Genomic DNA, 24,193 nt, shown 5'->3' on the forward strand with positions numbered 1-24,193 from the left:
CTAAGGTAAAGGCATTTTTTTAATTAACCTTTTTTATTTGACGACTAAAATTTATTACCCCTTACAAACAGGTTATCCACCGTTTACAAGGTGGTTATCCACTGGACAATAACAGTTATCCACCAAAAACCGGAAAAACCACATGCAAAGGTCTGATTATTCACACACATTGTGTAAAAAAGATTTTCACATCGGCGCCGAAAGTGCCGGTCAAACCGCCGGAACAGTGTCCAGGCGGGAGCATCGGAACAAATAACAACCAGAAAACCACTGTGCATCCACCCTTCCGGATCACCTGCCCTGCAATCTCCCGGTAAATCTATCCTTCCCCTTTCTAATTGATTATTCGTAACTCGTAATTTTTTACCTTTACGCTTCTTTATAAACCAAGCAGACAAATGACGATTTCATACAACTGGCTTTGTGAGTATTTACCGGTCAAACCTACACCGGAGGAACTGTCCACCATCCTGACACGTATAGGCCTGGAAGTAGAGAGCCTCGAAAAGTTCGAGGCCGTAAAGGGCAGCCTGGCCGGCTTGGTGATTGGGGAGGTGCTGACAGCCGAAAAGCACCCCAATGCGGACAAACTCAAACTGACCACCGTTAACACCGGCAACGGCGAACCGCTGCACATCGTTTGCGGCGCCCCCAATGTGGCCGTCGGACAAAAAGTAGTGGTAGCGCCTATCGGTACTACCATCTACCCGCTCAGCGGCGAGCCCCTGACCATGAAAAAGGCAAAAATCCGTGGTGAAGAAAGCCAGGGCATGATTTGCGCTGAAGATGAAATTGGCCTGGGCAACAGCCACGCCGGTATCATGGTGCTGGATGCTTCCCTGCAACCCGGTACACCCGCCAGCGAAATATTTAAACCTGTACAGGACTGGATCTACGAAATAGGTCTCACCCCCAACCGTATGGACGCCATGAGCCATATCGGGGTGGCGAAAGACGTATGCGCTTTCCTCAACAACCTGGAACACACCCACAAATACCAGGTACAACTGCCGGAAATCAAAGCCCTGCCTGCTGCAGCGGCGCCGCTTCCGATCAGCGTGACCATCGAAAATACCGATGCATGCCCCCGCTATAGCGGTATCAGCATCACCGGCGTAACCGTAGCTTCATCTCCCGACTGGCTGAAAAACCATCTGCTGGCCATCGGTGTACGCCCGATCAATAATATTGTGGATATCACCAACTTCGTACTGCACGAAACCGGTCAACCACTGCACGCCTTCGACGCTACAGCCGTGAAAGGCAATGCAGTGGTGGTGAAAAACCTTCCGCAAAACACCGTTTTTGTAACGCTCGATGAAAAAGAGCGAAAACTGGACGCTACCGACCTGATGATCTGCAACGGCGCCGGCGAAGGCATGTGTATTGCCGGCGTGTTCGGCGGACTGCATTCCGGTGTAAGCGATAGCACCCAAAACATTTTCCTGGAGAGTGCTTTCTTTGCTGCCGGCGGTATCCGTACCACTTCTTTCCGCCACGGTCTCCGTACCGATGCGGCTACCCGGTTTGAAAAAGGCGTGGATATCTCCAACGTGGTATTCGCCCTGCAACGCGCTGCAGCCCTCATCTGTGAACTCGCAGGCGGTAAAGCGGCTTCCGGTATCACGGATGTGTACCCTGCGCCGAAAGTGAAAACACAGGTGGAAACCACCTACGCTTATATACAAAAACTCAGTGGCAGCGCCTATGCACCGGAAAAAATCAAAAATATCCTGCGTAGCCTGGGCTTCGATATTATCTCCGAAACACCGGAAAAACTTCGTGTAGCCGTACCTTTCAGCAAACCTGACATCAGCCTGCCGGCTGACCTGGTAGAGGAAGTAATGCGGATAGACGGACTCGATAATATCGAAATTCCTTCCCATGTCACTATCGCCCCGTCCCTCTCTGCCCATCCTGATGAGGAAGGCGTTCGGGAGAAAATAGCGAACTACCTCGCCGGCAACGGCTTCAATGAAATTTTCACCAACTCCATCACCAACAGCAAGTACTACACGCCGGAGATACTGGAGCATACCGTGAAAATGATGAACAGCCTTACCGTAGAGCTGGACGTGATGCGCCCTTCCATGCTGGAAACCGGCCTGGAAAGCATCTCCTACAACCTCAACCGTAAGAACGAAGACCTGTTCTTCTTCGAATTCGGTAAAACTTACCGGGTTATAGAGAAGGGCTATGCTGAAACCAATCACCTTGTATTATACCTCACCGGTAAAAGAACGGCTGAGACCTGGATGCAGAAAAACAGTCCGGCTGACTTCTACGACCTGAAAGGTTTTGTGATCAACGTACTGAAACAGCTTGGTTACCAGCAGCTGCAGTGGGCGGAAAGCACCGCTGCCGACCTGCAACCGGCCTGGGAAATCAAGGTAAAAAACCAGGTGGTAGTTACCCTGGGAGGTGTTACCACACAGAAACTGAAGCAGTTCGATATTAAACAGCCGGTATGGTATGCCATCTTTAATTGGGATAAAATACTCGGACTGTTACAAAAAAGTGATAACTTTTACAAGGAAATACCCCGCTTCCCTGCTGTAAGGAGGGACCTGGCGCTGGTGCTGGACAAACAGGTGCGGTTTGCTGCCGTAGAGGCCGCTGCCCGTGCCGTGAAATCCCAACTGCTCCGGGATATCAACCTTTTCGACGTGTTCGAAAGCGAGAAGCTGGGAGCCAATAAAAAATCGTATGCTGTGAGCTTTACCTTCCTGGATACCCAAAAAACCTTGACTGACAAGGAAATTGACGGGGTAATGGATAAACTGGTAAAGACTTTTGAAACACAGTTACAAGCAGAAATACGCAGATAAAAAGTCAACATGGTATTAGAGCAATACATTCAACGGGTAGAAGAAAAACTACAACTGCTGGTAAAAAGATTACACCAGGTGCAGTCGGAGAATGTATTGCTCAAAGAAGAAATCAACCAACAACAGCAAACACTGCAACAGCAAACGCTGGCCATTCAGGCAATGGAAGACAAACTGCATCTGTCGAGGATCGCAGCTACCGCCCAGGGAGGCACCGCTATAGCAACAGAGGACGCAGCCTTTAAAAAGGAAATCCGGAACAAAATCAATGAGTATATCAAAGAAATTGACCGGTGCATCGCCTTATTAAACGGCTGACATAAAATAATTTCAACATATGGAACAACTCATTCCCATCAATATTGTGGTATCTGACCGCTCTTACCGGATCAAAATACGGCCGGAAGAAGAGGAGGAAGTACGCCGTATTATGAAGGAGGTAAATGAGAAAATTGTTGACTTTAAAACAGCCTATGCTGGTAAAGACCAGCAGGACTATATTGCTATGGCCCTCATTATGTACGCTACCCACCCGGGCACCAGCGGCGGCAAGGCACAAGCCGTTACTGCCCCCTTCCTGCAGGAGAAACTGGAAAAGCTGGAAGAAATCATCAACCAGGCATTGGGTTAAACCACTTTACTCATTGCTAAACAACGACTTAGCTAATTCGTTAATTATCACGTATTAAACACGCTTTACTGCTAATTTTTTGTATTTTCGCGGGTCAGTTCTCGCCCCTGTCGCGTTTTAGCAGTGACTTGGGTATGAGGATACTATATAAATCAAGTATAAATAATTCATATGGATGTTACACTTTATACGACAATAGCTGCGGTAGTGGCATTGATCATAGGAATAGTGCTAGGTAAGGTGATATTTGCCAAAAACACACAGCAAAAAATTGATGAAGCTGATCAACAGGCTAAAAAAATCATTGCCGATGCACAGGTAAGCGCTGAAAATCTTAAAAAAGACAGGTTGCTGGAAGCCAAAGAGAAATTCCTGCAATTGAAGAGTGAGCATGAGAAGGAAGTCATGCAGCGCAACCAGAAAATATCAGAATCTGAAAATCGTATTAAACAGAAAGAGCTGTCCCTCAATCAGAAAAACGAGCAGCTCCAGAAACAAATCAACGAAAACGACGCGATCAAGGAAACCCTGAACCGCCAGATGGAACTGGTGACCATTAAGCGTACAGAACTGGAAAAACACCAGGAAGAGCATATCCGCCGCCTTGAAAAAGTGGCCGGTCTCACGGCTGAAGAAGCCAAACACCAGCTGGTAGAGAGCCTGAAAGAGGAAGCCCGTTCCCAGGCGCTGTCCCATATCCAGGAGATCATTGAAGATGCCAAGCTGAAAGCCAACAAAGAAGCTAAGAAAATCATTATACAGTCCATCCAGCGTACCGCTGCCGAGCAAACCATCGAGAACACCATTACCGTGTTTACCCTGGAAAGCGACGAAATCAAAGGTCAGATCATCGGCCGTGAAGGACGTAATATCCGTGCTATTGAAGCCGCTACCGGTGTAGATCTCATCGTAGACGACACCCCGGAAGCGATCGTACTGTCTTCCTTCGACCCGCTGCGTCGTGAGATAGCCCGTCTGTCTCTCCAGCGCCTGGTACAGGATGGCCGTATCCACCCTGCCCGTATCGAGGAAGTGGTGGAAAAAACCAAGAAACAACTGGAAGAACAGGTAATGGACATCGGTGAAAGAACAGTGATTGAACTGGGTATCCACGGCCTGCATAAAGAACTGGTACGCCTGGTAGGTAAGATGCGTTTCCGCTCTTCCTACGGTCAGAACCTGCTGATGCACTCCAAAGAAACGGCTAACCTCTGTGCCGTAATGGCTGCCGAACTGGGCCTCAACCCTAAACTGGCTAAACGCGCAGGTCTGCTGCACGACATTGGTAAAGTGCCTGACGAAGAAACAGAACTGAGCCACGCCCTCCTCGGCGCCAAACTGGCTGAAAAATATGGCGAACACGCCGCTGTGGTAAACGCTATCGGCGCCCACCACGATGAAATGGAGATGCAATACGTGATTTCTCCGATCGTTCAGGCTTGTGACGCCATCAGCGGCGCCCGTCCAGGCGCCCGCCGTGAAATCATGCAGAGCTACCTCCAGCGTATCAAAGACCTGGAAAACCTGGCCCTGGCACACGACGGTGTGGAAAAAGCCTATGCTATCCAGGCTGGTAGAGAACTGCGTATTATCGTTGAAAGTGATAAAGTGTCCGACAACGACGCTGACCGCTTATCCTTCGAAATCGCGAATAAAATCCAGACCGAAATGCAATACCCCGGTCAGATCAAAGTGACTGTTATCCGCGAAAAACGTGCGGTTAACATCGCCCGCTAATCATTCTGATTTAGATATCTGGAATTTTGATATTATATTGGAGTCCTCCGGTAATACCGGGGGACTTTTTTTATTCCGGTGAACAACGGACAACCACGTTTAAACTCATTTCAAAATCCAATAAGCTATATGAAGCGGTCTATTTTAAAATTTGTACTGGGCGCCGCCCTCGTACTGGGCACCAGCAGTACATTTGCACAAAAAGCCCAATCCCTGTTCAATGGTAAAAACCTGGACGGCTGGAAAATACACGGTACCGAAAAATGGTATGTAGAAAAGGGTGAATTAATCTGCGAAAGCGGCCCGGATAAAGAATACGGCTACCTCGCTACGGATAATAAATACAAAAACTTTGAGCTGACTGTCCAGTTCAAACAGGAAGCCAATGGCAACAGCGGCGTGTTTTTCCACTCTTCCCTGGAAGGCACCAAAATCGCAGGCTGGCAGGCAGAAGTAGCGCCACCTAATATGCACACCGGCGGTATCTACGAATCCTATGGCCGCGGATGGCTGATCAAACCGGAAGCTGAAAAAGAAAAATACCTGAAAATGGGCGAATGGAACACCATGAAAGTGCGTGTAGACGGCGATCAGGTAACCACCTGGCTCAATGGTCATGAAATGATCACCCTGAAAGACGAAAAAATCGGCGCCATCGATGGCCAGATTGCCCTGCAAATTCACTCCGGTGGCGGTATCAAGGTAAGATGGAAAAATATTAAACTGGTTCCCCTGAAAGGATAATATATGTCATACCAGGACCAGGTAATTTTTATTACAGGCGCCAGCTCCGGTATAGGCCGGCAGCTGGCGCTTTTATTAGCGCAGGAGAAAGCCCGGCTGATACTCGCTGCCAGACAGCAGGAAACACTACAGGCCATACAGCAGGAATGCCTGCAATACACCCCCTTCTGTGAGATCCTGACCATGGACATCACCGTCCCCCGACAGGTGGAAGAAGGCGCTCAGAAAGCCTGGCAATGCTATGGCCGCATAGATGTACTCATCAACAATGCCGGCGTTACCCAACGCTCCAAACTGATAGATACCCAGGTATCCGCTATCCGGCAACTCATGGAAGTGAATTTCTTCGGTCCCATGATGCTCACCAAAGCCCTGCTGCCTTATTTTCAGCAGCAACAACACGGACAAATCGTTGTCATCAGCAGTATGGCCGGCCTCATGGGCTATCCCTGGCGCTCCGGCTATAATGCCGCCAAACACGCGCTGCAAGGTTATTTCGAAACCCTGCAAACAGAACAACCCATCCCGCAACTATATACCACCATCGTTTGTCCGGGCCGTATACACACGCCCATTACCTATGCCGCCATCACGGCAGACGGTTCCCCCTTCGGCAAAATGGACCCCGGCCAGGCCCATGGCATCCCTGTAGAAAAATGCGCCCGCCGCATTATCACGGCCATGCGTAAACGAAAAAAACAAGTCCTGATCGCCCGGGAAGAAAGGATACTACTGTGGTTCAAGAGATTCTTTCCACCCTTGTTTTATTTTATTGCCCGGAAAGGGAACTGAAAACTATTTGGTTATTTGGTTATTTGATGAAAGTACAACTGTCTTCAATTGGCAAAGTATAACCATTCAATAGTAAACAATCGCGCGAAGCGCATAAAAAAGCCTGCTTACGCAGGCTGTTATGTTAGTCTTTTTTATCAGTATCTTCGCCGGTTGCACTTCCATCTTCATCTTCATCTTCTTCCATTGAAGATTCATCCTCCGTGGACGGTTCATCATCTTCCGAAGGTAGTTCCATAGCATCTTCCACCATGCCATCAGGATCTTCGTCTGCGTGTTCGTCTATATCGTCAGGCTCTTCAGCCGGTTCTTCTTCGGGACCGGGAGCGGAAGCCTCGGGAGTGGCTGCATCTTCCGGCGCAGGGGCTTCCTCGGTGGTATCTTCTTCCTCTTCCACGTAGGTATCGAAAGCGATGCTTTCATCATCGGGTTCTGCATCTTCATCTTCCGCGGCTGGCACTTCCGGGGTTTCCAGTTTTTCCAGTTCGTGGTCGGGGTCCAGCAGTTCGCCATCTTCGGAGACCATCATGGAGTGATTGGTTTCCGGTGTTTGGGCAGTTTCACCCCGGCCGATAGTGGCGGTATCATCGTTGATGAGGGTGGGTTGCACCAGCTCTTCTTCAAACAGTTCCTTGAGTTTGGGCAGATCAGCCGCGGAGTTGATGCCGAAATAGTCCATAAAGGAACGGGAAACGGTGTACAGAAGCGGTTTACCGGGCAGGTCTTCACTGCGGCCGGAAATCACGATCAGTTCTTTTTCCAGCAGTTTCTGAATAGAATAATCGGTACTTACCCCGCGAATGTATTCGATTTCACCTTTGGAGATAGGTTGACGGTAGGCGATGATAGCCAATGTTTCGAGGGCGGCAGTAGACAGGCGTTTGAGGAATTTATCACCATTGAGCTGGGCAACGGTCTGATAATATTCCTTTTTGGTCATGAACTGGTAGCCGCCGCCGCTGCTTCTGATCTCGAAGGCATAAAATTCGGAGCTGTATTTCTCCCTGATCGCTTCCATGGCTGCTTCTACCTGCTCCAGTGTGGCGCGGTCTTCCAGGAATGCCAGCGCGTTATTGAGCAACTCCACTATTTCCAGCAGGGGTAAGGGCCGATCGGCTGCAAAAATTAGTGCTTCCACATGTGGGATGAGCTGTGATATTTCCATGTTGCTATCAGAAGTGTGAATGACAAAAAAAGGTCAAAGACCGAAAATACAGTCTTTGACCCTAATCTGAAAATATTTCAATATTCAGTGTTGACGTAGTGTTATCAACCTGCCAGTGCAGCAGCACCGCTCACGATTTCAGTCAGCTCGGTGGTGATGGCAGCCTGACGGGCGCGGTTGTAAGAGATTTTCAGGGTACGCAGCAGTTCCTGAGCGTTTTCAGTAGCTTTATCCATGGCTGTCATACGGGCGCCATGCTCAGAAGCATGGGTGTCCAGTACCGCTTTAAAGAACTGGGTGTTCAGGATTTTCGGCATCAGCTCGGAGATCAGTACCTCTTTCTGTGGTTCGAAGATAAAGTCAGCTTTCAGGTTGCTGTCTTCCTTGTTTTCCACTTTTGCGATTGGCAGGAACTGTTCAGATACAAACACCTGGGTAGCAGCATTTTTGAATTCGCTGTAAATGATGTCTACTGCATCGTAAGTACCGTCGATAAAACCATTCAGTGCTACGGAAGCGGCGTCTTTTACGTTTTCGAAAGTAAGACTGCCGAACAGCTGCCAGTATTTGTCGATTACTTTATAACCGTTCTGGGCAAAATGCTCGTAGCCTTTTTTACCGATAGGCAGTATCTCTACTTTACCCTGTTCAAACTGCTCCTGGTATTTATCACGGATCACGCGTTTGGCAGTTTTGATCAGGTTGGAGTTGAAGGCTCCGCACAGACCTCTGTCGGAAGTAATTACCACAATCAGTACTTTTTCAACCTCACGTTGTGCAGCCAGGGGAGTGTTGATATTGCCTTCGCTGTTGGAAACAATATTCTGCAACATTTCCTGGAGTTTCAAGGCGTACGGACGCATCAGTAAGATGGCATCCTGTGCACGTCTTAATTTAGCAGCACTTACCATTTTCATGGCTTTGGTGATCTGCTGACCAGATTGAATAGATTTGATTCGGTTACGAACTTCTTTAAGCTGTCCGGACATATATTTTAATCAATTACGAATGACAAATTACTTTGACGATCATGCATCCAGGCAGTTGATTTCCTGAATTTGGCTGCAAAGGTAAGCAATGAAGGTATAATTTGAAAATCCGTTAAAGAGATAATTAAATCTTTCTTTTAACGATTAAAAATCAATTAAATACAAAAAAATTAAAATTACAATGTAATGGTAGTGCCCAGTACCTGCAGAAATGCCGCAATCCATTGTGGATGGGCTGGCCATGCCGGCGCCGTTACCAGTTTACCATCTACTACGGCTTCTGTTACATTAACAGATACATAGGTGCCACCGGCAGCAGTTACCTCCGGCGCTACAGCCGGATAAGCCGTTAGTTTTTTACCCCGTACCACATCTGCCGCAGTCAAAATCTGGATACCATGACATACCGCAGCTACCGGTTTATCTTCCAGGAAAAAATGCCGCGTCAGCTCAATCACGTTTTTATTGAGGCGCAGATATTCCGGCGCACGACCACCGGCAATCACCAGCGCATCGTAGTCAGCTCCGGCCACATCCGCAAAAGAGGCATTCAGCACAAAACCATGACCCGGTTTCTCCGTATAGGTCTGATCTCCTTCAAAATCATGAATGGCGGTCTTAATCTTATCACCGGCAGCCTTATCAGGACATACCGCGTGTACTTCATGCCCAATCATTTGCAACATCTGGAAAGGGACCATGGTTTCATAGTCTTCCGCAAAATCTCCCGTCAGTAATAAAATCTTCTTCTGTGCCATATATTGTTTTTTTAATTGCTTCAATATACATAAAAAACGGGATAAAAGCAGTCGCGCCGGACGTTTTGCCCGGCGCGACTGTTAAGAAATAATTAATACCCCGGATTTTGCGGGAAAGGCGTCGATGACCGGTCTATCTGGTCCTGCGGAATAGGCCGCAGCAGATGATGGGCATCGATATTGACAGCTGCCTGCGGGTTGTGTTTGCGGACTCTTTCCAGCAATTTGCCCGTCCGTTTCAGGTCAAACCAGGCCAGTTGCTCTCCTACCAGTTCCCGGCTTCTTTCATCGAGCAGGAAATCGATGTTGATAGCAGATGCGGATACCTGCATCGCCAGCTGATTGGCCTGTGTTTCGGCCGGTGTAGTCCCCTGACGGGCGGCTCTCATCCGCACTACGTTCACCATATCGGCCGCGCCCTGGGTGTTACCCAGCTTATATAGGGCTTCGGCTGCAATGAGGTAGGTTTCTGCCAGGCGGAAGGCGATAAAAGGTCTTACACCGGAAGCCTGGTTGTCCGGCCGCTGGGCATCGGCGAACTTATTCAGCGAAGGGTACAGTTTCTCTGTGTATTTATCGGAACCTACCAGCAGATAGTGTTTGCTGCTCACTTCGGCAGGTGTTACCGGCCGGCCAGGCATATACACCGCGGTATCGCCCAGGTTCATCACCCAGGGCGTGGTAACCGGTTTATTCACAAACCAGACAGTGGTAAACCATTTCTCGTAACGGGTATCATACACCCGCTCCTTGTAAAGGGTATCGAGCAGGAAAGCGGTAGGACGGAAACGTTTCCAGGGTGTGCCGTTGGGCAGGTCGCGCTGCATACCGTTCAATACATCGTACTGCATCAGGAAAAAGCGGCAGGCATTGTTATCCGGCGACGCATACAGCGGGTCGGTGGTGTACTGTGCGGCGAAAATGGTTTCGGTATTGTTTTCATTGCCTTGTGCCCACACTTTAGCCGGATCGTCCAGTAGTTTAAAACCGTAGTTTTTGATCACGCCTTCGGCGAATTTATCTGCATTGGCATAATCATCCGGCTGCGCATCGGGCGAAGAAGCACGGGTGAGGTATACCCTGGCCAACAGGTGCTCCGCAGCGGGTTTGGTGGCACGGCCCCAGTCGGACTGCGTAGGCGGCAGGTACTGCGCCGCTTTGGTCAGATCATCGATGATGGTTTCATATACCTTTTTGGTACTATCACGTGTAGCGGCAGTGTTAATTTCCTTGTTTTCGTGTATCCGTATGGGTATGTTGCCAAACGTCTGCATCAACAGGAAATGATAATGCGCCCGGCAAAACAGCGCTTCTCCCACGCCTTTCACCCTGCTGGCCGAATCCAGGTCTGCCACCTGGCCGGCGCGGTCTACGACTACGTTACAGTTGTTGATGGATTGATACAATCCGTTCCACAGTTCTTTTACATGGTCGTAACGGGCATCCAGCTGCGGCGTATACTGATTGGCAAACTTAAAGTTACCATCGGAACCATTGGTGTAGGTATCTATGCCTACATCGGTGAGGGTCATCCCTCTTTCTGTACTATAGAAAATACGCATACCGGCGTAACCGGCGTTGACAGCGGTATTGAAGCCATTACGGGTATTATAAAAATCATCGGTCGGATTGGTGACAACCTTCTCGTCCAGCATCTTGTTACATCCCGAGCCTGCGATTCCTACCAATGCTATTGCCCACAAAATATTTTTCATGATGAATGTTTTTGATTAAAAAAAACTAGAACCGTGCATTTATGCCAAACTGTAACATCCAGGTGGCGGGTGCGTCTATACCAATTACGTTCACATCTTCCGGGTCTACTCCTTTGTATTTCTGCCGGTAAGGCGCCAGGATGAGCGGTTGTTTTACGCTTACGTTAAAGCGCAGATCCTGCATCTGCATACGTTTGACAGTAGCTTCCGGCAATGCATAGGAAAGAGAGATATTCCGGATCTTAAAGAAGGAAGCATCGAAATAGCTGAGTGACTGATAGTTCACCGGTCTTTCCTGGTTGGCATTAGGCCGTGGGAAATCGTTTGTCGGATTGGAAGGTGTCCAGTAGTTAACGTTCAGGTTATTGAAGCGGCCAAACAGGGTATTGGTGTTTTGGTAGAAATCACTTTTGATCATACCACCTACACGGGCAAAGGCCACCACTGACAGTTCAAAGTTTTTATAAGAGAAGCGTTGCGTCATACCGGCTGTCCAGTCCGGCTGCGGGGTACCCAGTATTTTACGGTCGCTGGCATCGATTTTACCATCGCCGTTGGTATCTTCTACCTTAATTTCTCCGGGGTTCGGCTTGAACTGTAATCCATCGGTTTTATCATTCGTTTGCCAGATGCCGATTTTATTGTAGTCGTAATACACATAGGTAGGCTGTCCCACAAACCATGCGTTCCCGATATCGGCTTGTTTGCCGTCCATCAGCTCCAGGATTTTAGAGCGGTTACGGGAGAAGTTAACGTCCATCGTCCAGTTGAAACCTTTGGGATTATCGATGATAATACCGGACAAACCCAGTTCCCAGCCGGTATTGCTGGTAGCGCCCACGTTTTGCAGTACGCTGTTGAAACCATTACTGAAAGGCAACAGGAAAGGCATCAGCAGATCCGTGGTTTTCTGTTTATAAAAATCTACGGTACCGGTTAAACGATCTTTGAAGAATCCGAAATCCAGCCCTGCATCAAAGGAGGTAGTAGTTTCCCAGGTGAGGTTAGGATTGCGCAGTAACAGCGGCGTATATCCCAGAACGCCTTTCCCGCCGAAGGAATAGGGGATGCGGGACAACAGGCCCTGTGTAACATAAGGGTCTATACCGGTATTGCCTATACGACCGTAGCTGGCACGCAGTTTCAGGTGGTTGATATTCCGGCTTTCTTTCAGGAACTGCTCACCGGTGATATTCCAGGCGGCAGCCACAGAAGGAAAGTATCCCCATTTATGGCCGGATGCGAAGCGGGAAGATCCGTCGGCACGCAGGGTAAGGGTCACCAGGTAGCGGTCATCGTAACCGTAGTTCAGTCGGCCCATGTAAGAGAGGATAGTCCAGGTACCGAGACTGCTGCCTACGCCGGTCACATTCATGGCATTGCTCAGGTTGTAGTACTCCTGTGATTCTACCAGTACGCCGCGTACATTGGCGGTGGAGCTGTCACCACGTTGCCTTTGCACACTGTATAAGCCGGTAAAACCGATATTGTGTTTTTTGTTGAATGTTTTATTGTAGGTGAGGATATTTTCCACTGTATATGCAATCGTTTCACCGCTGGTTTTGGACGCAGTAGCATCGCCTCCGCCAATCAGCAGGTCAAAGTTCTTTTTGCCCTGGAACAGGCCGTAGTTGTATTGCGAGATATCCGGGCCAACGTTCAGGCGGTATTTGAGTCCGTCGGTAATTTCCACTTCTCCATACAAACTGGTGAAAAGACGAAAACGTTTGCGGTTTTCCACACGCGTACCATCTACATAATCCAGCAAAGGATTGGGCAGGTTACTGTCTCCGTTAGGGAAAGTGATGAGGTTCCCTTTATCATCATAAGGGGATGTAATGGGCAGCATACGGAGGGCATTGTTGATACCGTTATAGGTTTCGCCTTTGCGGTTGCTGTAGGATGCCAGCACGGTAGCGCCCACTTTCACGCGGGAACCGATCATCTGGTCCAGGCTGATGTTGATATTATACCGCTCGTAGCCTTGCAGTTTCAATACGCCCTGATCTTTGAAGTAACCCAGACCGATCGCATATTTTGTTTTCTCAGTGCCGCCATTAACACCCAGGGAGTGATTGGTTTGATAGCCGGTAGACAGCATCAGTTTCTGCCAGTCGGTGTTGGTACCTTTCTTAATACCCTCATATTCCAGCGGCACGAAGATGGCTTTATCCGAAGCGTCGGGGTCGGCGTCGTTGTATTTGCCGATAGTACGATTTGCTTCCCGGCGCATTTCCGCAAACTGGGCGCCGTTCATCAGATCTGTTTGACCGAGGTTTTTCACCATGCCGTAGGAGCCAGAATAGCTTACCACCGGCCGGCCGGCTTTACCACGGGTAGTGGTGATAAGTACCACGCCGTTAGCGCCGCGGGAACCGTAGATAGCGGTAGCAGAGGCATCTTTCAGGATATCCATGGATTGGATGGTACCCGGACCGATATCGTTAAGGCTGCCGGAGTAAGGAATCCCATCTATTACATAGAGCGGGTCGTTGCTGGCCTGCAGGGAGCGGGTACCACGGATGCGCACGGTAGGCTCATCGCCGGGTTTTGCGCTGTTGCTGACTACATCCACACCCGGTGTGCGGCCTTGTAATGCTTGCTGCGCGTTGGTGACCGGTACCTCCTGGATAGCTTTGCCGCTGACAGAAGCGATAGACCCCGTCACATCTTTCTTCTTTTGCTGACCGTAGCCCACCACCACTACTTCATCCAGTTTTTTCTGGTCTTCTTCCAGGGTGATGCTCACCACGCCACGGCCACCAACAGGTTCCTCATGCCGGATATACCCGATAAAAGAGAAGACCAGTACCGCATTGGCAGCGTTGGGCACCTGTAATTTAAAATGTCCGTTGGGATCGGTTTGTGTACCGGCAGTACCACCTTTTATCGCTACCGTCACACCTACCAGGGGAGTTTTATCTTTGGCGAGTACATTACCCTCCACCTGTTTCGATTGTGCCTGAGTGAGCTGATGGCATAGCAGCAGGCATAGCGCTGCAAAACATAAGCGTGAAATCCTATTCATAACGTTATCAGTTTTTCAAAAATGGTAATTGGGCTACAACTTATCCAGCTCAAAATAATAATTATTTGCAGAGATGCAAACGATTGCAATAAAGGATTGCGATTTTTTTGCCGGTTTGAAACGCTGAGGCTGTGAAAAGTACTGATAACAAACAGGATACGGAGTTTCCGGATAGAAATTCTTTAAGCAGGAAGATTAACGATCATTTTTTGAAAGATGAGCCATGATAAGGGAGATGTTTATATTGCGCTTATGTTACGACCAATCGACAATTATTTTTTACAACAACCGGAGCCACTCAGGAGCTGCCTGGAATTCATGCGGGCCTACCTGCTGAAAGCAGATAAATGTTTAACGGAGAACTGGAAATACGGTATGCCGATGTATTATTACAATGGTAAAATGTGTTGTTATTTGTGGGTCCATAAAAAATACGGACAGCCTTACCTGGGCATAGTGGAAGGAAATAAAATCGATCATCCTGATTTATTAACCGAAAAAAGGGCCCGGATGAAAATATTATTACTGGACCCCGAACAGGACCTACCGATGAAAAAGATCCGGCTAATTTTAAAACAAGTGTTCGCTTTGTATAAGCACGTAAAAAAGCCGGGGAAAAAGTGATTTTTTCAAAAAACCGGCTCAACCATACCCACTTTTGAAATTTTTTTCTTTTGCAATCGGTTGTAAAAATCAAATTCATTGATTATTTTGACATCCTCATTCCGGTATAAAGTTATGAAAAAGACGATTTTATTATGCGGCAGCCTGCTTTTGATGTATGGCAGCACGTTTGCGCAAAAGGGCCAGTGGCAATCACTTTTTAATGGTAAAGACCTGAAAGGCTGGAAACAGCTGGGAGGTAAGGCCGTGTATAATGTAGAAGACGGGCAGATAGTGGGTACCACGGTCACCAACACGCCCAATTCCTTCCTGGCTACCGACAAGGACTACGGGGACTTTATCCTGGAACTGGAATTCAAACTGGGGGCGCCTTTTAACTCCGGCATCCAGTTCCGCAGCCAGAGCCGCGAAGACTATCAGAGTGGCCGTGTATTTGGCTACCAGATGGAAATAGATCCGTCGGACCGCAAATGGAGCGGCGGTATTTACGAAGAAGGCCGCCGGGGCTGGCAATACCCGATGGAATTGAATCCTGCCGGGCAAAATGCCTTTAAACCCACCGACTGGAATAAATACCGTATCGAATGCCGCGGCAATGAGATCCGTACCTGGGTGAATGGCGTTCCTACCGCCCATCTGGTGGACACTTCCCTTCCTAAAGGTTTCATCGCTCTGCAGGTACATGGTATCGGCAAAAACGCAGCCGACGAGAACAAACATATTTACTGGAAAAATATCCGGATTATCGATAAACCGGCAGCTTCCCAATATTCCCCCTATGATAAAATCTATGTGGTGAATAATGTGGATAACACCGTTTCCGGTCAACAGCAGAAGAACGGTTTCCAGCTGCTATGGGACGGCAAAACCTCCAAGGGCTGGAGAGGCGCCTACCAGAAGACTTTCCCCACCAAAGGCTGGCATATCCAGAACGGAGAACTGTCCATCATGCACTCCAATGGAGACGAAGAAGGCAGCGGCGGTGATATCGTTACCGAAAAGGAATATGGCGCTTTTGAAATGGAGTTTATGTTCAAACTCACGCCTGGCGCGAACAGCGGGGTTAAATATTTCGTAAATGAATCATACGAAACAGGGGGTAAGTCTGCCATCGGGCTGGAATACCAGGTGCTGGACGACGAAAAGCACCCGGATGCCAAGCTGGGACGCGAAGGGAACCGGACACTAGCCTCACTTTACGATCTCATGACAAGAAAACAGGAAAAACGTGCCCTGCTACCTATTGGAGATTGGAACAAAGGTCGTATTATTGTGTATCCAAATAACCACGTCGAACACTGGCTGAACGGTTTTAAAGTATTGGAATATGAACGGGGCTCCCAAGCCTTCAAAGATCTGGTGGCGATCAGCAAATACAAAAACTGGAAGAATTTTGGTTTATGGCCGGTAGGACACATCCTGCTACAGGATCATGGTAATGAGGTATACTTCAAAAGCATTCGTATCAAAGTATTGAAATAAAATATTTTTTATCTTTTTTTTCATTGTTCACTGTTCTAAATAAGCATTCCGATTCTTCGGAATGCTTTTTTGTTTTCAGGATTCGTTAAATTGTCTGCCTAATCCACACAACATGAAATACGCCACTTTATTGTTAGCAGGCAGTTTGCTGGCTGTCTCCTGCCAGCAGAAAGGCTCGCAAAGCAACACACGGGCTTCGGGGGACACGCTGCATCAACTGGCAGAGCGCTATTACGAAGGTAATATGGCCCTGCAACCGATTCAAGCCACTTTCAATGGGATAATGAAATACAACGATCAGCTGCCTGTTGATATCGGCGCTCCTTACCGGCATAAAGCAGACTCCTTTTATGCCGCCTATCAGGAGGCACTGAAAGCTATCGATACCACCGCATTATCCGGCAACGACCGTATCACCTACGACATGCTGCAACGGGAACTCAGCCTCAACCGCGAAGCGCTGACCTATCATGATTATCTGATGCCGGTACAACAGTTCACCTGCCTGCCTATCACCCTGGCTCAATTAGGCTCCGGCGCCGCTGCCCAACCTTTCAAGACAAAGAAGGATTATGAAAACTTCATACATCGTATGGAAGGTTTCTCTATCTGGGCAGATACCGCCATCGCCAATATGCGGCAAGGCATCGCCACCGGCTACGTGCTGCCGGAAAAACTGGTGATTAAAACCTTACCACAACTACAGGCACTGACTAAGAAAGATAAAGACAACGTTTTCTATGCTCCGCTGAAAACGCTGCCGGATTCACTGGACGCCGCCAGCAAACAACAACTCGCTACAGATTACACCGCTGCCATCGAAAAATTCATTCTGCCGGCTTACAGCAGGCTGTATACTTTTATGCAGACCGAATACCTGCCTAAAGCCCGTAAAACCAGCGGTATTGAAGGTATTCCCGACGGCAAAAAATATTATGAATTCCTGGTAAGGTCCTGGACATCCACCAGCAAAACACCAGATGAAATTTATGCTACCGGCGAACACGAAGTCGCCCGCATCCGTGGTGAAATGGAAGCGGTGAAAAACAGTGTTGGTTTCAAAGGCGATCTGCCCGCGTTCTTTACCGAAGTACGCAACGATAAAAAACTGCGCATCTTCAAAACACCCGGCGCTATCCTTGATTCTTTCAAGGCTATCGAAAATAAAATCATGCCCGGCGTTAAAAAAATGTATGGTCATCTCCCCAAATCCAAATTCGAGATCAGGCAAACAGAAGCCTTCCGGGCAGCATCCGCTTCTGCGGAATACCAACCTGGTAATCCGGATGGCTCCCGTCCCGGTATCTTCTACGTACCGATCCTGAATGCCGCCGAATTCCCTTATACCGGCATGGAGTGCCTCTTTTTACATGAAGCTATTCCGGGTCACCATTTCCAGTTCTCCCTCCAGCAGGAAAACGATTCCCTGCCTACCTTCCGCCGCTTTACCTGGGTAGGCGCCTTCGGTGAAGGCTACGCCCTCTACTGCGAAAGCCTGGGTAAAGAACTGGGACTGTATACAGATCCTTATATGTACTTCGGCCGGTTGACCGATGAAATTCATCGCGCCATTCGTTTAGTCGTTGACGTTGGTATGCATCATAAAGGCTGGACCCGCGAACAGGCTATCAAATACATGATGGACAATGAGCCGGTTTCCGAACATGAAGCAGTCGCTGAAATTGAGCGCTACATGGCTATTCCGGGCCAGGCGTTGTCTTACAAAATAGGTGAACTCAAGATCAGGGAGCTGCGGGAGAAATATACCAAAGCCCTGGGGGATAAATTTAGTCTTCCTGCGTTTCATGATGAGCTGCTGAAAGATGGTTGCGTGCCGTTATCAGTGCTGGAGCAAAAGATGACGAGGTTTTATGGTCAATAAGGTTTATACTGATAAAGTACCGCCCGGTTGTTGTACAACCGGGCGGTGTTGTTTTAGTCACCTACTCACCCTTCATCAAAATTTTACTTCCTCCATAAAATTTTCTTGTTATTTTACCATTGCAACCGATTGCTAAAAACATTATTTAATTGTTGGAGAGATCCGTTATGAAAAGAAGAGACTTTATCAAAACCACTTCCCTGGCCGGTGTAGGAGCGGGATTAACCATCCTGAATTTCCCGGTATTTGGCAAACAGGCCCCGAGCAATAAAATTGTGCTGGGTGTGATGGGCGTTAATTCCCGGGGCAACTGGCTGGCACAGGTAGCCGCCAAACTTCCCGGCGCTGAAATCGGCTATGTCTGCGACGTAGAAGACGGCGCTATTCAGAAGGGCCTGAAGGCAATAAAAGGCGCACAGGAACGCACACCTACAGTCATCAAGGACATCCGTAAACTGCTGGAACAAAAAGACTTTGACGCGCTGATTGTAGCGGCACCTGACCACTGGCACGCGCCTGCTGCTATTATGGGCACCGCCGCGGGTAAACATGTATATGTAGAAAAGCCCTGCGCCCATAATCCACAGGAAGGTGAGCTGCTGGTAGCTGCCGCCAAAAAATATAACCGCCTCGTGCAAATGGGTAACCAGCGCAGATCCTGGCCCAACCTGCAACAAGCGATCAAAGAAGTGAAGGAAGAAGGTATTATCGGTAAAGTACACTACGGACGGGGATGGTATGTGAATGACCGTCAACCGATCGGTATTGGTAAAAAAATTCCGGTTCCCGGTACACTCAACTGGGACCTGTGGCAGGGACCGGCACCACGCAAAGATTACCTCGACAATATTGTACACTATAACTGGCACTGGCGCTGGCATTGGGGTACCTCCGAAACATGCAACAACGCTACGCACGAACTGGACTGCCTGCGCTGGTTCATGGACCTGGAATTCCCTATCAAAGTTACTTCTGCCGGCGGCCGTTACAGCTTCGCAGGCGATGACTGGGAAACACCGGATACCCAAACCCTGAATTTTGAATTCCAGGGCAACAAAGCTATCGCCTGGGAAGGCCGCAGCTGCGATCCTTTCACATTGGAAGGTAGCGGACGCGGGTTTACCGTCTTCGGCGAACACGGCGCCCTGTACAACTCCGGCGGCGACAGCTATAAAATCGTAGATAATAAGAACAAAGTGGTAAAAGAAGTGAAACAGGCAGCGAATCCCAATCAAAGCGTAACCAATACGGTGAGCCCTGCCGGCGAATTCTATGATGCCGTTCACATCAATAACTTCCTGGAAAGCATCCGCGGAAAAGCAACGCTCAATTCTGAAATCAATATCGGTTATAAAAGCACGCTCCTGTGCCTGCTGGGCAATATCGCACAACGCACGGGCCGGGTATTACACACCGATCCTGCCAACGGTCATATCCTCAACGATAAAGAGGCTATGAAACTGTGGAGCAGAGAATATGAAAAAGGCTGGGCGCCTAAAATATAATCATGGGTTCGCCTCCGTTTTAGGCAACAGGTATTTGGCAATGTCAAAACTGGGCGGAGGCGGATCTTCTATATAAGCGCTTTCAATCGCTTCCCTCGAAGGGTATAACTTAAATCCCTTCTGCCATACCGGTTTGGAGCGGTCTTCTTCGTCCAGCCCCGGTGTCACTTCCAGCTTCAGTTTGTGGTATACGGCGTTCAGGCAGTTCTCCAGCCTTGGCGCATTCAGCTCGGCCAGCCCTATCTGCCAGTTGTAGTTTTCGGTATCATCCTGCACTACCGGCACCCAGATGGTTTTATTAGTGGAGATCTTAAAACTTCTTTCTGTAAACCGTACGTCCGCTACCTGTATCAGATCTTTCTGCATCACTTCTTCTCCATTGGGCAGCTTTACCATGCCATGTCCATAGATGGACAATTTCTGTTTAATTACCCGCGAACGTACCCACTGCCGTATTTCGGCCACAATATCATCGATACCCGTACAGGAAAATTCAAATTTTTTAGAACGGTTCAGGTTAACAGGAATCAATAATGCCGATGCATGCAGTACTTCCAGGATACGGTGGATATCCTCAAAAATCTTCTCATGGGGCACCCCGATCGTATTATAATCTTCATAGATATGCTGGTCCGGGTCCTTGTACAGCCATTGTAAGGAATATTCAGCATTGGGAAAGTCCACTTTCTTTGTCATATCGCAATTTAACTGCTATACATTTGCACTATGAAAATAACGAATATTCACTTCATTAGCTTTATAGACTAGCAATAAATATAATATATTGTTATCTCCCATAACTTATAGTGATCGTTATTATTAAGCAATGCCCCCTACTTTTGAGAACCTGTAATTGAGACAAACCAACCACCAACCATTAGTTTGCATGTTCCCCGGAGGGATAAATGAATGGAATATTTACAACAATCCAATTACCTGTCCATATTGGTGATAGGTATCGTAGTCGGCTATTTATCGGGCCTGTTAGGCAAAGGCGGCAGTGCCATCAGCACACCTGCGCTCCAGATTTTTGCGGGCGTCAATCCATTTTTCGCGCTGGCATCGCCACTACCGGCATCCATTTCGAGTACACTTTCTGCTACAGCGGTATATAGCCGTGAAAAGCTGTTTAATAAAAGGGTGGTATTACTGGGAGCGGCTTTTGGCGTACCGGCCACTGTGGTGGGGTCCTGGTTCAGCAGCTACCTGGCGGGGAAAACCCTGATGATACTGACGGCTTTGTTCATCGTCACCTTAGGCGGTTCACTGTTATATTCTTACCTGCGGCATAAAGGAGAATCGGTGGAAACACCCGTCAACAGCAGCGATATCCGGGCTTCTCAAATAGTTTGGGCAGCTTTGTTTATTGGTTTTTTATCCGGCCTGCTGGCCAATGCGGGAGGGATTCTGTTCAGCACCTTTTTTATCCGTAAGCTGAAGATGCCGATTAAACAGGCGTTGGCCTGTGCAGTTATTTTGTCGGCGGTACTCTCTGTACCCGGCGCCATCACCCATTGGTGTTTGGGCCATATTGACTGGAACATTGCTTTATTACTTTCCCTTACTGCCTTCCCCGCCTCTTATCTGGGCGCCAGGACGGCGGTAAAAATGAAGACGCCGCTGCTCGAAAAATTATTCGCCGGCACACTCGTCGTTTTCGGATTATACGACATCTTCTTCACACTTTTTATGCACTGATACTGCGTTGTTTCCGGATAGCCTCCTGCTCATAGGGAGGCAGCGTTTCCAGGATAAGATCATACGCTTCATGCAGGAACTGCTCCAGTTCCGCGCCAGGCATAATATCCTGCTGCTTGAGCTGTACCCAGTGGTAACGGGCCAGGTGCGGCATTGGTATAATACCCGGCCTGGCTATCAATTTATGATAGTGACTGGTAGAACATTTAAACGAAACACGGTATGGCGGATCCAGGGAAATCATGCAAAATAATTTCTCTCCAACAAAAAAACGCAATTCGTTATCCCACTTCTTTTCAGTGGTCACAGCCGGTAAAGACTGGCAAAAATCGAGGGCATTGTCAAACATAGCAGCAAGGTTTAAACATAGTTTACATTTCCGTTTCTGAACGGGTATCTCAAAAGAATCTAACCACAAACAAACATATCGATATATGTTTCATATGTGGAATGGGTTGTCGCTGTAAAATAGAGATGAAACTGCTTTATAAAAATAACAAATAAATACGAGAAAATAACGCACTAAAAACGTGCAGAAGCGGGGAATTAACCTGTTTTTAATACATTGCCTAAAAAGTGTACACTGCACCCATATGACCAGGAGCAATGGATACCTGCATGCCCTCCCAGCGTTTGTACAGTTTTTTACCGTGACGGTGATGCAGGGAGATGTTGACTACATCGTAGAGCAACAGGAAACCACCCTGGAAAATGATGGATGATCCGTACCCCTTCCAGCGGTCCTGCTCCTTACCGGACTGATTTTTACCATACTCCCGGGCATACAGGCCTCCGAGGATATAGGCCAGGTCCAGCGCCCCGTTTACCAGGTAAATTTTTTCAATTTTATTTTGCTCCCGGATACTCTGCTGCCAGTTGTAGTCCGCAGGATGCAGGCGACGGTTGCCCAGGTACCCCGCTGTAGCAATACCCAGGTTCACCACATTCCAGATAGCGTTCATCTGGTGAAAATAACGGGCTTCTCCGCTGGTTTGCCCCATAGCTACCAGCCCGGTAGCGATATTGGCGGCTGACCAGCCACCCAGCACCACCATCGCGGTTTTGGTGGTATGAATACGTTCCCGGTTGAACGACTCCAGGGAAAACGGTTCCTGTGCTGCCAGCCTGGCGGCCAACAGCAAACAACAGATCAGGGTACAGCCAATTTTATACATGTGGGGGTGATTTTAGTCCACCAGGTGATTCCATATCACCTCATATACGTCCGTGGCCTGGAGCTGGTTTTGTTTGAACGCCTGCTTGTTAATAACCACCGCATGATGTGCGGGGTTCTCTTCCAGGCGGCCATGTGAACCTTTGATGAGTGTGGCATCCAGCGGAATCACATTCATCAGGTAACGGAAACCGAGCTTTTTCTTCAGCAACTTGGCAGCAGCCTTCAGCTTAATCAATGGATCGGCCGGGTTCATAAACATCTCCACCGGATCGTATCCCGGTTTACGATGGATATCCACGATACGGGCAAAATCGGGCGCTTTGTTGTCATCCAGCCAGTAGTAATAGGTAAACCAGCTGTTGGCATCAGCCACCAGCACCAGGTCGCCACTACGTTCGTGGTGGAGGTTGTACTGCTTTTTACCTTCCCGGTCCAGCACCAGTTGTATGCCGGGTACCTTTTGCAGCAGGTCTCTCACTTTTTTATAACAGGAGGGATCGTTGACATAAATATGTGCGATCTGGTGATCAGATACGGCAAAGGCCTTGGAAGCGCCGGCATCCAGCAGTTCCAGCCCTCTTTCCTCCCGGATAGCGATCAGCCCTTCCTGGCGCAGGATACGGTTGATATGCACCGGGTTATTCACATTGGTGATACCATATTCAGACAAGACGATCGGGTCGCAGCCTTTCGCCTGGTAATAGGTGATCAGCTGGCGGCATACGCCGTCAATTTCCTGCAGCTCTTTAGCAATGCCAGCCGGATCTTGTCCGAATTTTTGCAGGCAGTAGTCGAGATGCGGCAGGTAGATGAATGTCAGCGTGGGATCATACCGTTTGTCGGTCAGGATCGTAGCATCGGCAATCCATTGGGACGATTTGATGTTGGCTGTAGGCCCCCAGTAGTTGAATAAAGGGAAAGGCCCCAGCTCCTGCGTCAGGTAATCCCGCAGGTCGGCCGGTTTGGTATAACAGTCCGGTATCTTACGGCCATCTGACAGGTAGTTGGGACGTGGTGTCAGGGAATAATCCACATTGGCGTACATGTTGTACCACCAGCACATCTGGGCGCAGGTGAAGGAAGGGTCCAGGCGACGGGCTTTGTCCCATATTTTGGCCGACTCCACCAGGTTGTTGGACTGCTTCCAGAATTTGATTTCACAGTCAGTACGATCATACCAGCCATTACCCACAATACCATGTTCACTGGGCCATTTACCGGTCAGATAAGTGCTTTGCACCGATGTGGTCACAGCGGGCAACATAGGGGCTACGGTAGCCACATGCCGTTGCGCCGCATATGCTTTCAGAAAGGGCATATGCTCCAGCAAAGCGGATGATAATCCGACAACATCCAATACGACTGTTTTTCTCATAGATTCAACCAGGCTATTAATTCAAATGCAAATTACGAATTACGAATTATGAATGGGAAGCGA

The 24,193-nt window shown here is 48.6% G+C and carries 20 protein-coding genes; 11 read left to right on the forward strand and 9 right to left on the reverse strand.

Annotation, left to right across the window (positions count from 1 at the left end; genetic code table 11):
* Positions 1 to 398 precede the first annotated feature (398 nt).
* The 6 genes from pheT to ICL07_RS11335 all read left to right on the forward strand — a co-directional run bounded on the left by pheT (position 399) and on the right by ICL07_RS11335 (position 6,732).
* Positions 399 to 2,828, forward strand: coding sequence for a phenylalanine--tRNA ligase subunit beta (gene pheT / locus ICL07_RS11310; protein ID WP_188088007.1), 2,430 nt, complete (start codon positions 399 to 401; stop codon positions 2,826 to 2,828).
* Between the two features lie 9 nt (positions 2,829 to 2,837).
* Entirely contained in the window at positions 2,838 to 3,146 is a 309-nt protein-coding gene (locus ICL07_RS11315) for a hypothetical protein (protein ID WP_188088008.1), read from the forward strand.
* Between the two features lie 19 nt (positions 3,147 to 3,165).
* The gene (locus ICL07_RS11320) at positions 3,166 to 3,459 is read left to right on the forward strand and encodes a cell division protein ZapA (protein WP_078669018.1); all 294 of its coding nucleotides are present in this window, start codon (positions 3,166 to 3,168) and stop codon (positions 3,457 to 3,459) included.
* Positions 3,460 to 3,630: 171 nt separating this feature from the next.
* Complete coding sequence (gene rny, locus ICL07_RS11325; protein ID WP_188088009.1) at positions 3,631 to 5,196, forward strand: ribonuclease Y; 1,566 nt, start codon at positions 3,631 to 3,633, stop codon at positions 5,194 to 5,196.
* Positions 5,197 to 5,325: 129 nt separating this feature from the next.
* The gene (locus ICL07_RS11330; protein WP_188088010.1) at positions 5,326 to 5,940 is read left to right on the forward strand and encodes a 3-keto-disaccharide hydrolase; all 615 of its coding nucleotides are present in this window, start codon (positions 5,326 to 5,328) and stop codon (positions 5,938 to 5,940) included.
* Positions 5,941 to 5,943: 3 nt separating this feature from the next.
* Entirely contained in the window at positions 5,944 to 6,732 is a 789-nt protein-coding gene (locus tag ICL07_RS11335; RefSeq protein ID WP_188088011.1) for an SDR family oxidoreductase, read from the forward strand.
* Between the two features lie 124 nt (positions 6,733 to 6,856).
* Here ICL07_RS11335 and scpB read toward each other — a convergent pair whose 3' ends face one another.
* The 5 genes from scpB to ICL07_RS11360 all read right to left on the reverse strand — a co-directional run bounded on the left by scpB (position 6,857) and on the right by ICL07_RS11360 (position 14,387).
* Positions 6,857 to 7,897, reverse strand: coding sequence for an SMC-Scp complex subunit ScpB (scpB, locus tag ICL07_RS11340; RefSeq protein ID WP_188088012.1), 1,041 nt, complete (start codon positions 7,895 to 7,897; stop codon positions 6,857 to 6,859).
* A 104-nt stretch (positions 7,898 to 8,001) separates the two neighbouring features.
* Entirely contained in the window at positions 8,002 to 8,886 is an 885-nt protein-coding gene (gene atpG, locus ICL07_RS11345) for an ATP synthase F1 subunit gamma (RefSeq protein WP_188088013.1), read from the reverse strand.
* Between the two features lie 176 nt (positions 8,887 to 9,062).
* Positions 9,063 to 9,644: a DJ-1/PfpI family protein gene (locus ICL07_RS11350; RefSeq protein ID WP_188088014.1), complete on the reverse strand. Its 582-nt coding sequence runs from the start codon at positions 9,642 to 9,644 to the stop codon at positions 9,063 to 9,065.
* A gap of 92 nt (positions 9,645 to 9,736) precedes the next feature.
* Positions 9,737 to 11,359: a RagB/SusD family nutrient uptake outer membrane protein gene (locus ICL07_RS11355; protein WP_188088015.1), complete on the reverse strand. Its 1,623-nt coding sequence runs from the start codon at positions 11,357 to 11,359 to the stop codon at positions 9,737 to 9,739.
* 25 nt (positions 11,360 to 11,384) lie between these two features.
* Positions 11,385 to 14,387, reverse strand: a complete 3,003-nt coding sequence (locus ICL07_RS11360) for a SusC/RagA family TonB-linked outer membrane protein (RefSeq protein ID WP_188088016.1) — start codon at positions 14,385 to 14,387, stop codon at positions 11,385 to 11,387.
* A 252-nt stretch (positions 14,388 to 14,639) separates the two neighbouring features.
* Between ICL07_RS11360 and ICL07_RS11365 the strand changes: the two genes are divergently transcribed.
* The 4 genes from ICL07_RS11365 (at position 14,640) to ICL07_RS11380 (ending at position 19,880) form a co-directional block, all read left to right on the forward strand.
* Entirely contained in the window at positions 14,640 to 15,011 is a 372-nt protein-coding gene (locus tag ICL07_RS11365; RefSeq protein ID WP_188088017.1) for a DUF1801 domain-containing protein, read from the forward strand.
* A 114-nt stretch (positions 15,012 to 15,125) separates the two neighbouring features.
* Positions 15,126 to 16,493 (forward strand): 3-keto-disaccharide hydrolase, encoded by a 1,368-nt coding sequence (locus ICL07_RS11370; protein WP_188088018.1) that lies wholly within the window; start codon positions 15,126 to 15,128, stop codon positions 16,491 to 16,493.
* A 112-nt stretch (positions 16,494 to 16,605) separates the two neighbouring features.
* On the forward strand, positions 16,606 to 18,375 hold the full coding sequence (locus ICL07_RS11375) for a DUF885 domain-containing protein (protein WP_188088019.1): 1,770 nt from the start codon (positions 16,606 to 16,608) through the stop codon (positions 18,373 to 18,375).
* 167 nt (positions 18,376 to 18,542) lie between these two features.
* The gene (locus ICL07_RS11380; protein ID WP_188088020.1) at positions 18,543 to 19,880 is read left to right on the forward strand and encodes a Gfo/Idh/MocA family protein; all 1,338 of its coding nucleotides are present in this window, start codon (positions 18,543 to 18,545) and stop codon (positions 19,878 to 19,880) included.
* On the opposite strand, the gene ICL07_RS11385 is transcribed toward ICL07_RS11380, so the two are convergent.
* Positions 19,881 to 20,576 (reverse strand): hypothetical protein, encoded by a 696-nt coding sequence (locus ICL07_RS11385; RefSeq protein WP_188088021.1) that lies wholly within the window; start codon positions 20,574 to 20,576, stop codon positions 19,881 to 19,883.
* 213 nt (positions 20,577 to 20,789) lie between these two features.
* Here ICL07_RS11385 and ICL07_RS11390 point away from each other — a divergent pair, with 213 nt between their 5' ends.
* Entirely contained in the window at positions 20,790 to 21,578 is a 789-nt protein-coding gene (locus tag ICL07_RS11390; protein WP_188088022.1) for a sulfite exporter TauE/SafE family protein, read from the forward strand.
* Here ICL07_RS11390 and ICL07_RS11395 read toward each other — a convergent pair.
* From ICL07_RS11395 to ICL07_RS11405, 3 genes are all read right to left on the reverse strand, one after another.
* Positions 21,568 to 21,927 carry an MmcQ/YjbR family DNA-binding protein gene (locus ICL07_RS11395; protein ID WP_188088023.1) on the reverse strand — a complete coding sequence of 120 codons (360 nt, stop codon included), beginning with the start codon at positions 21,925 to 21,927 and terminating at the stop codon, positions 21,568 to 21,570. The two genes, ICL07_RS11390 and ICL07_RS11395, sit on opposite strands and share 11 nt — an antisense overlap.
* Positions 21,928 to 22,147: 220 nt before the next feature.
* Positions 22,148 to 22,753: a DUF6992 family protein gene (locus ICL07_RS11400; RefSeq protein WP_188088024.1), complete on the reverse strand. Its 606-nt coding sequence runs from the start codon at positions 22,751 to 22,753 to the stop codon at positions 22,148 to 22,150.
* Between the two features lie 12 nt (positions 22,754 to 22,765).
* Entirely contained in the window at positions 22,766 to 24,130 is a 1,365-nt protein-coding gene (locus ICL07_RS11405; protein WP_188088025.1) for an alkaline phosphatase family protein, read from the reverse strand.
* Between the last annotated feature and the right edge of the window lie 63 nt (positions 24,131 to 24,193).

This window comes from Chitinophaga qingshengii (genome assembly GCF_014529935.1).
GTDB classification, from domain to species: domain Bacteria; phylum Bacteroidota; class Bacteroidia; order Chitinophagales; family Chitinophagaceae; genus Chitinophaga; species Chitinophaga qingshengii.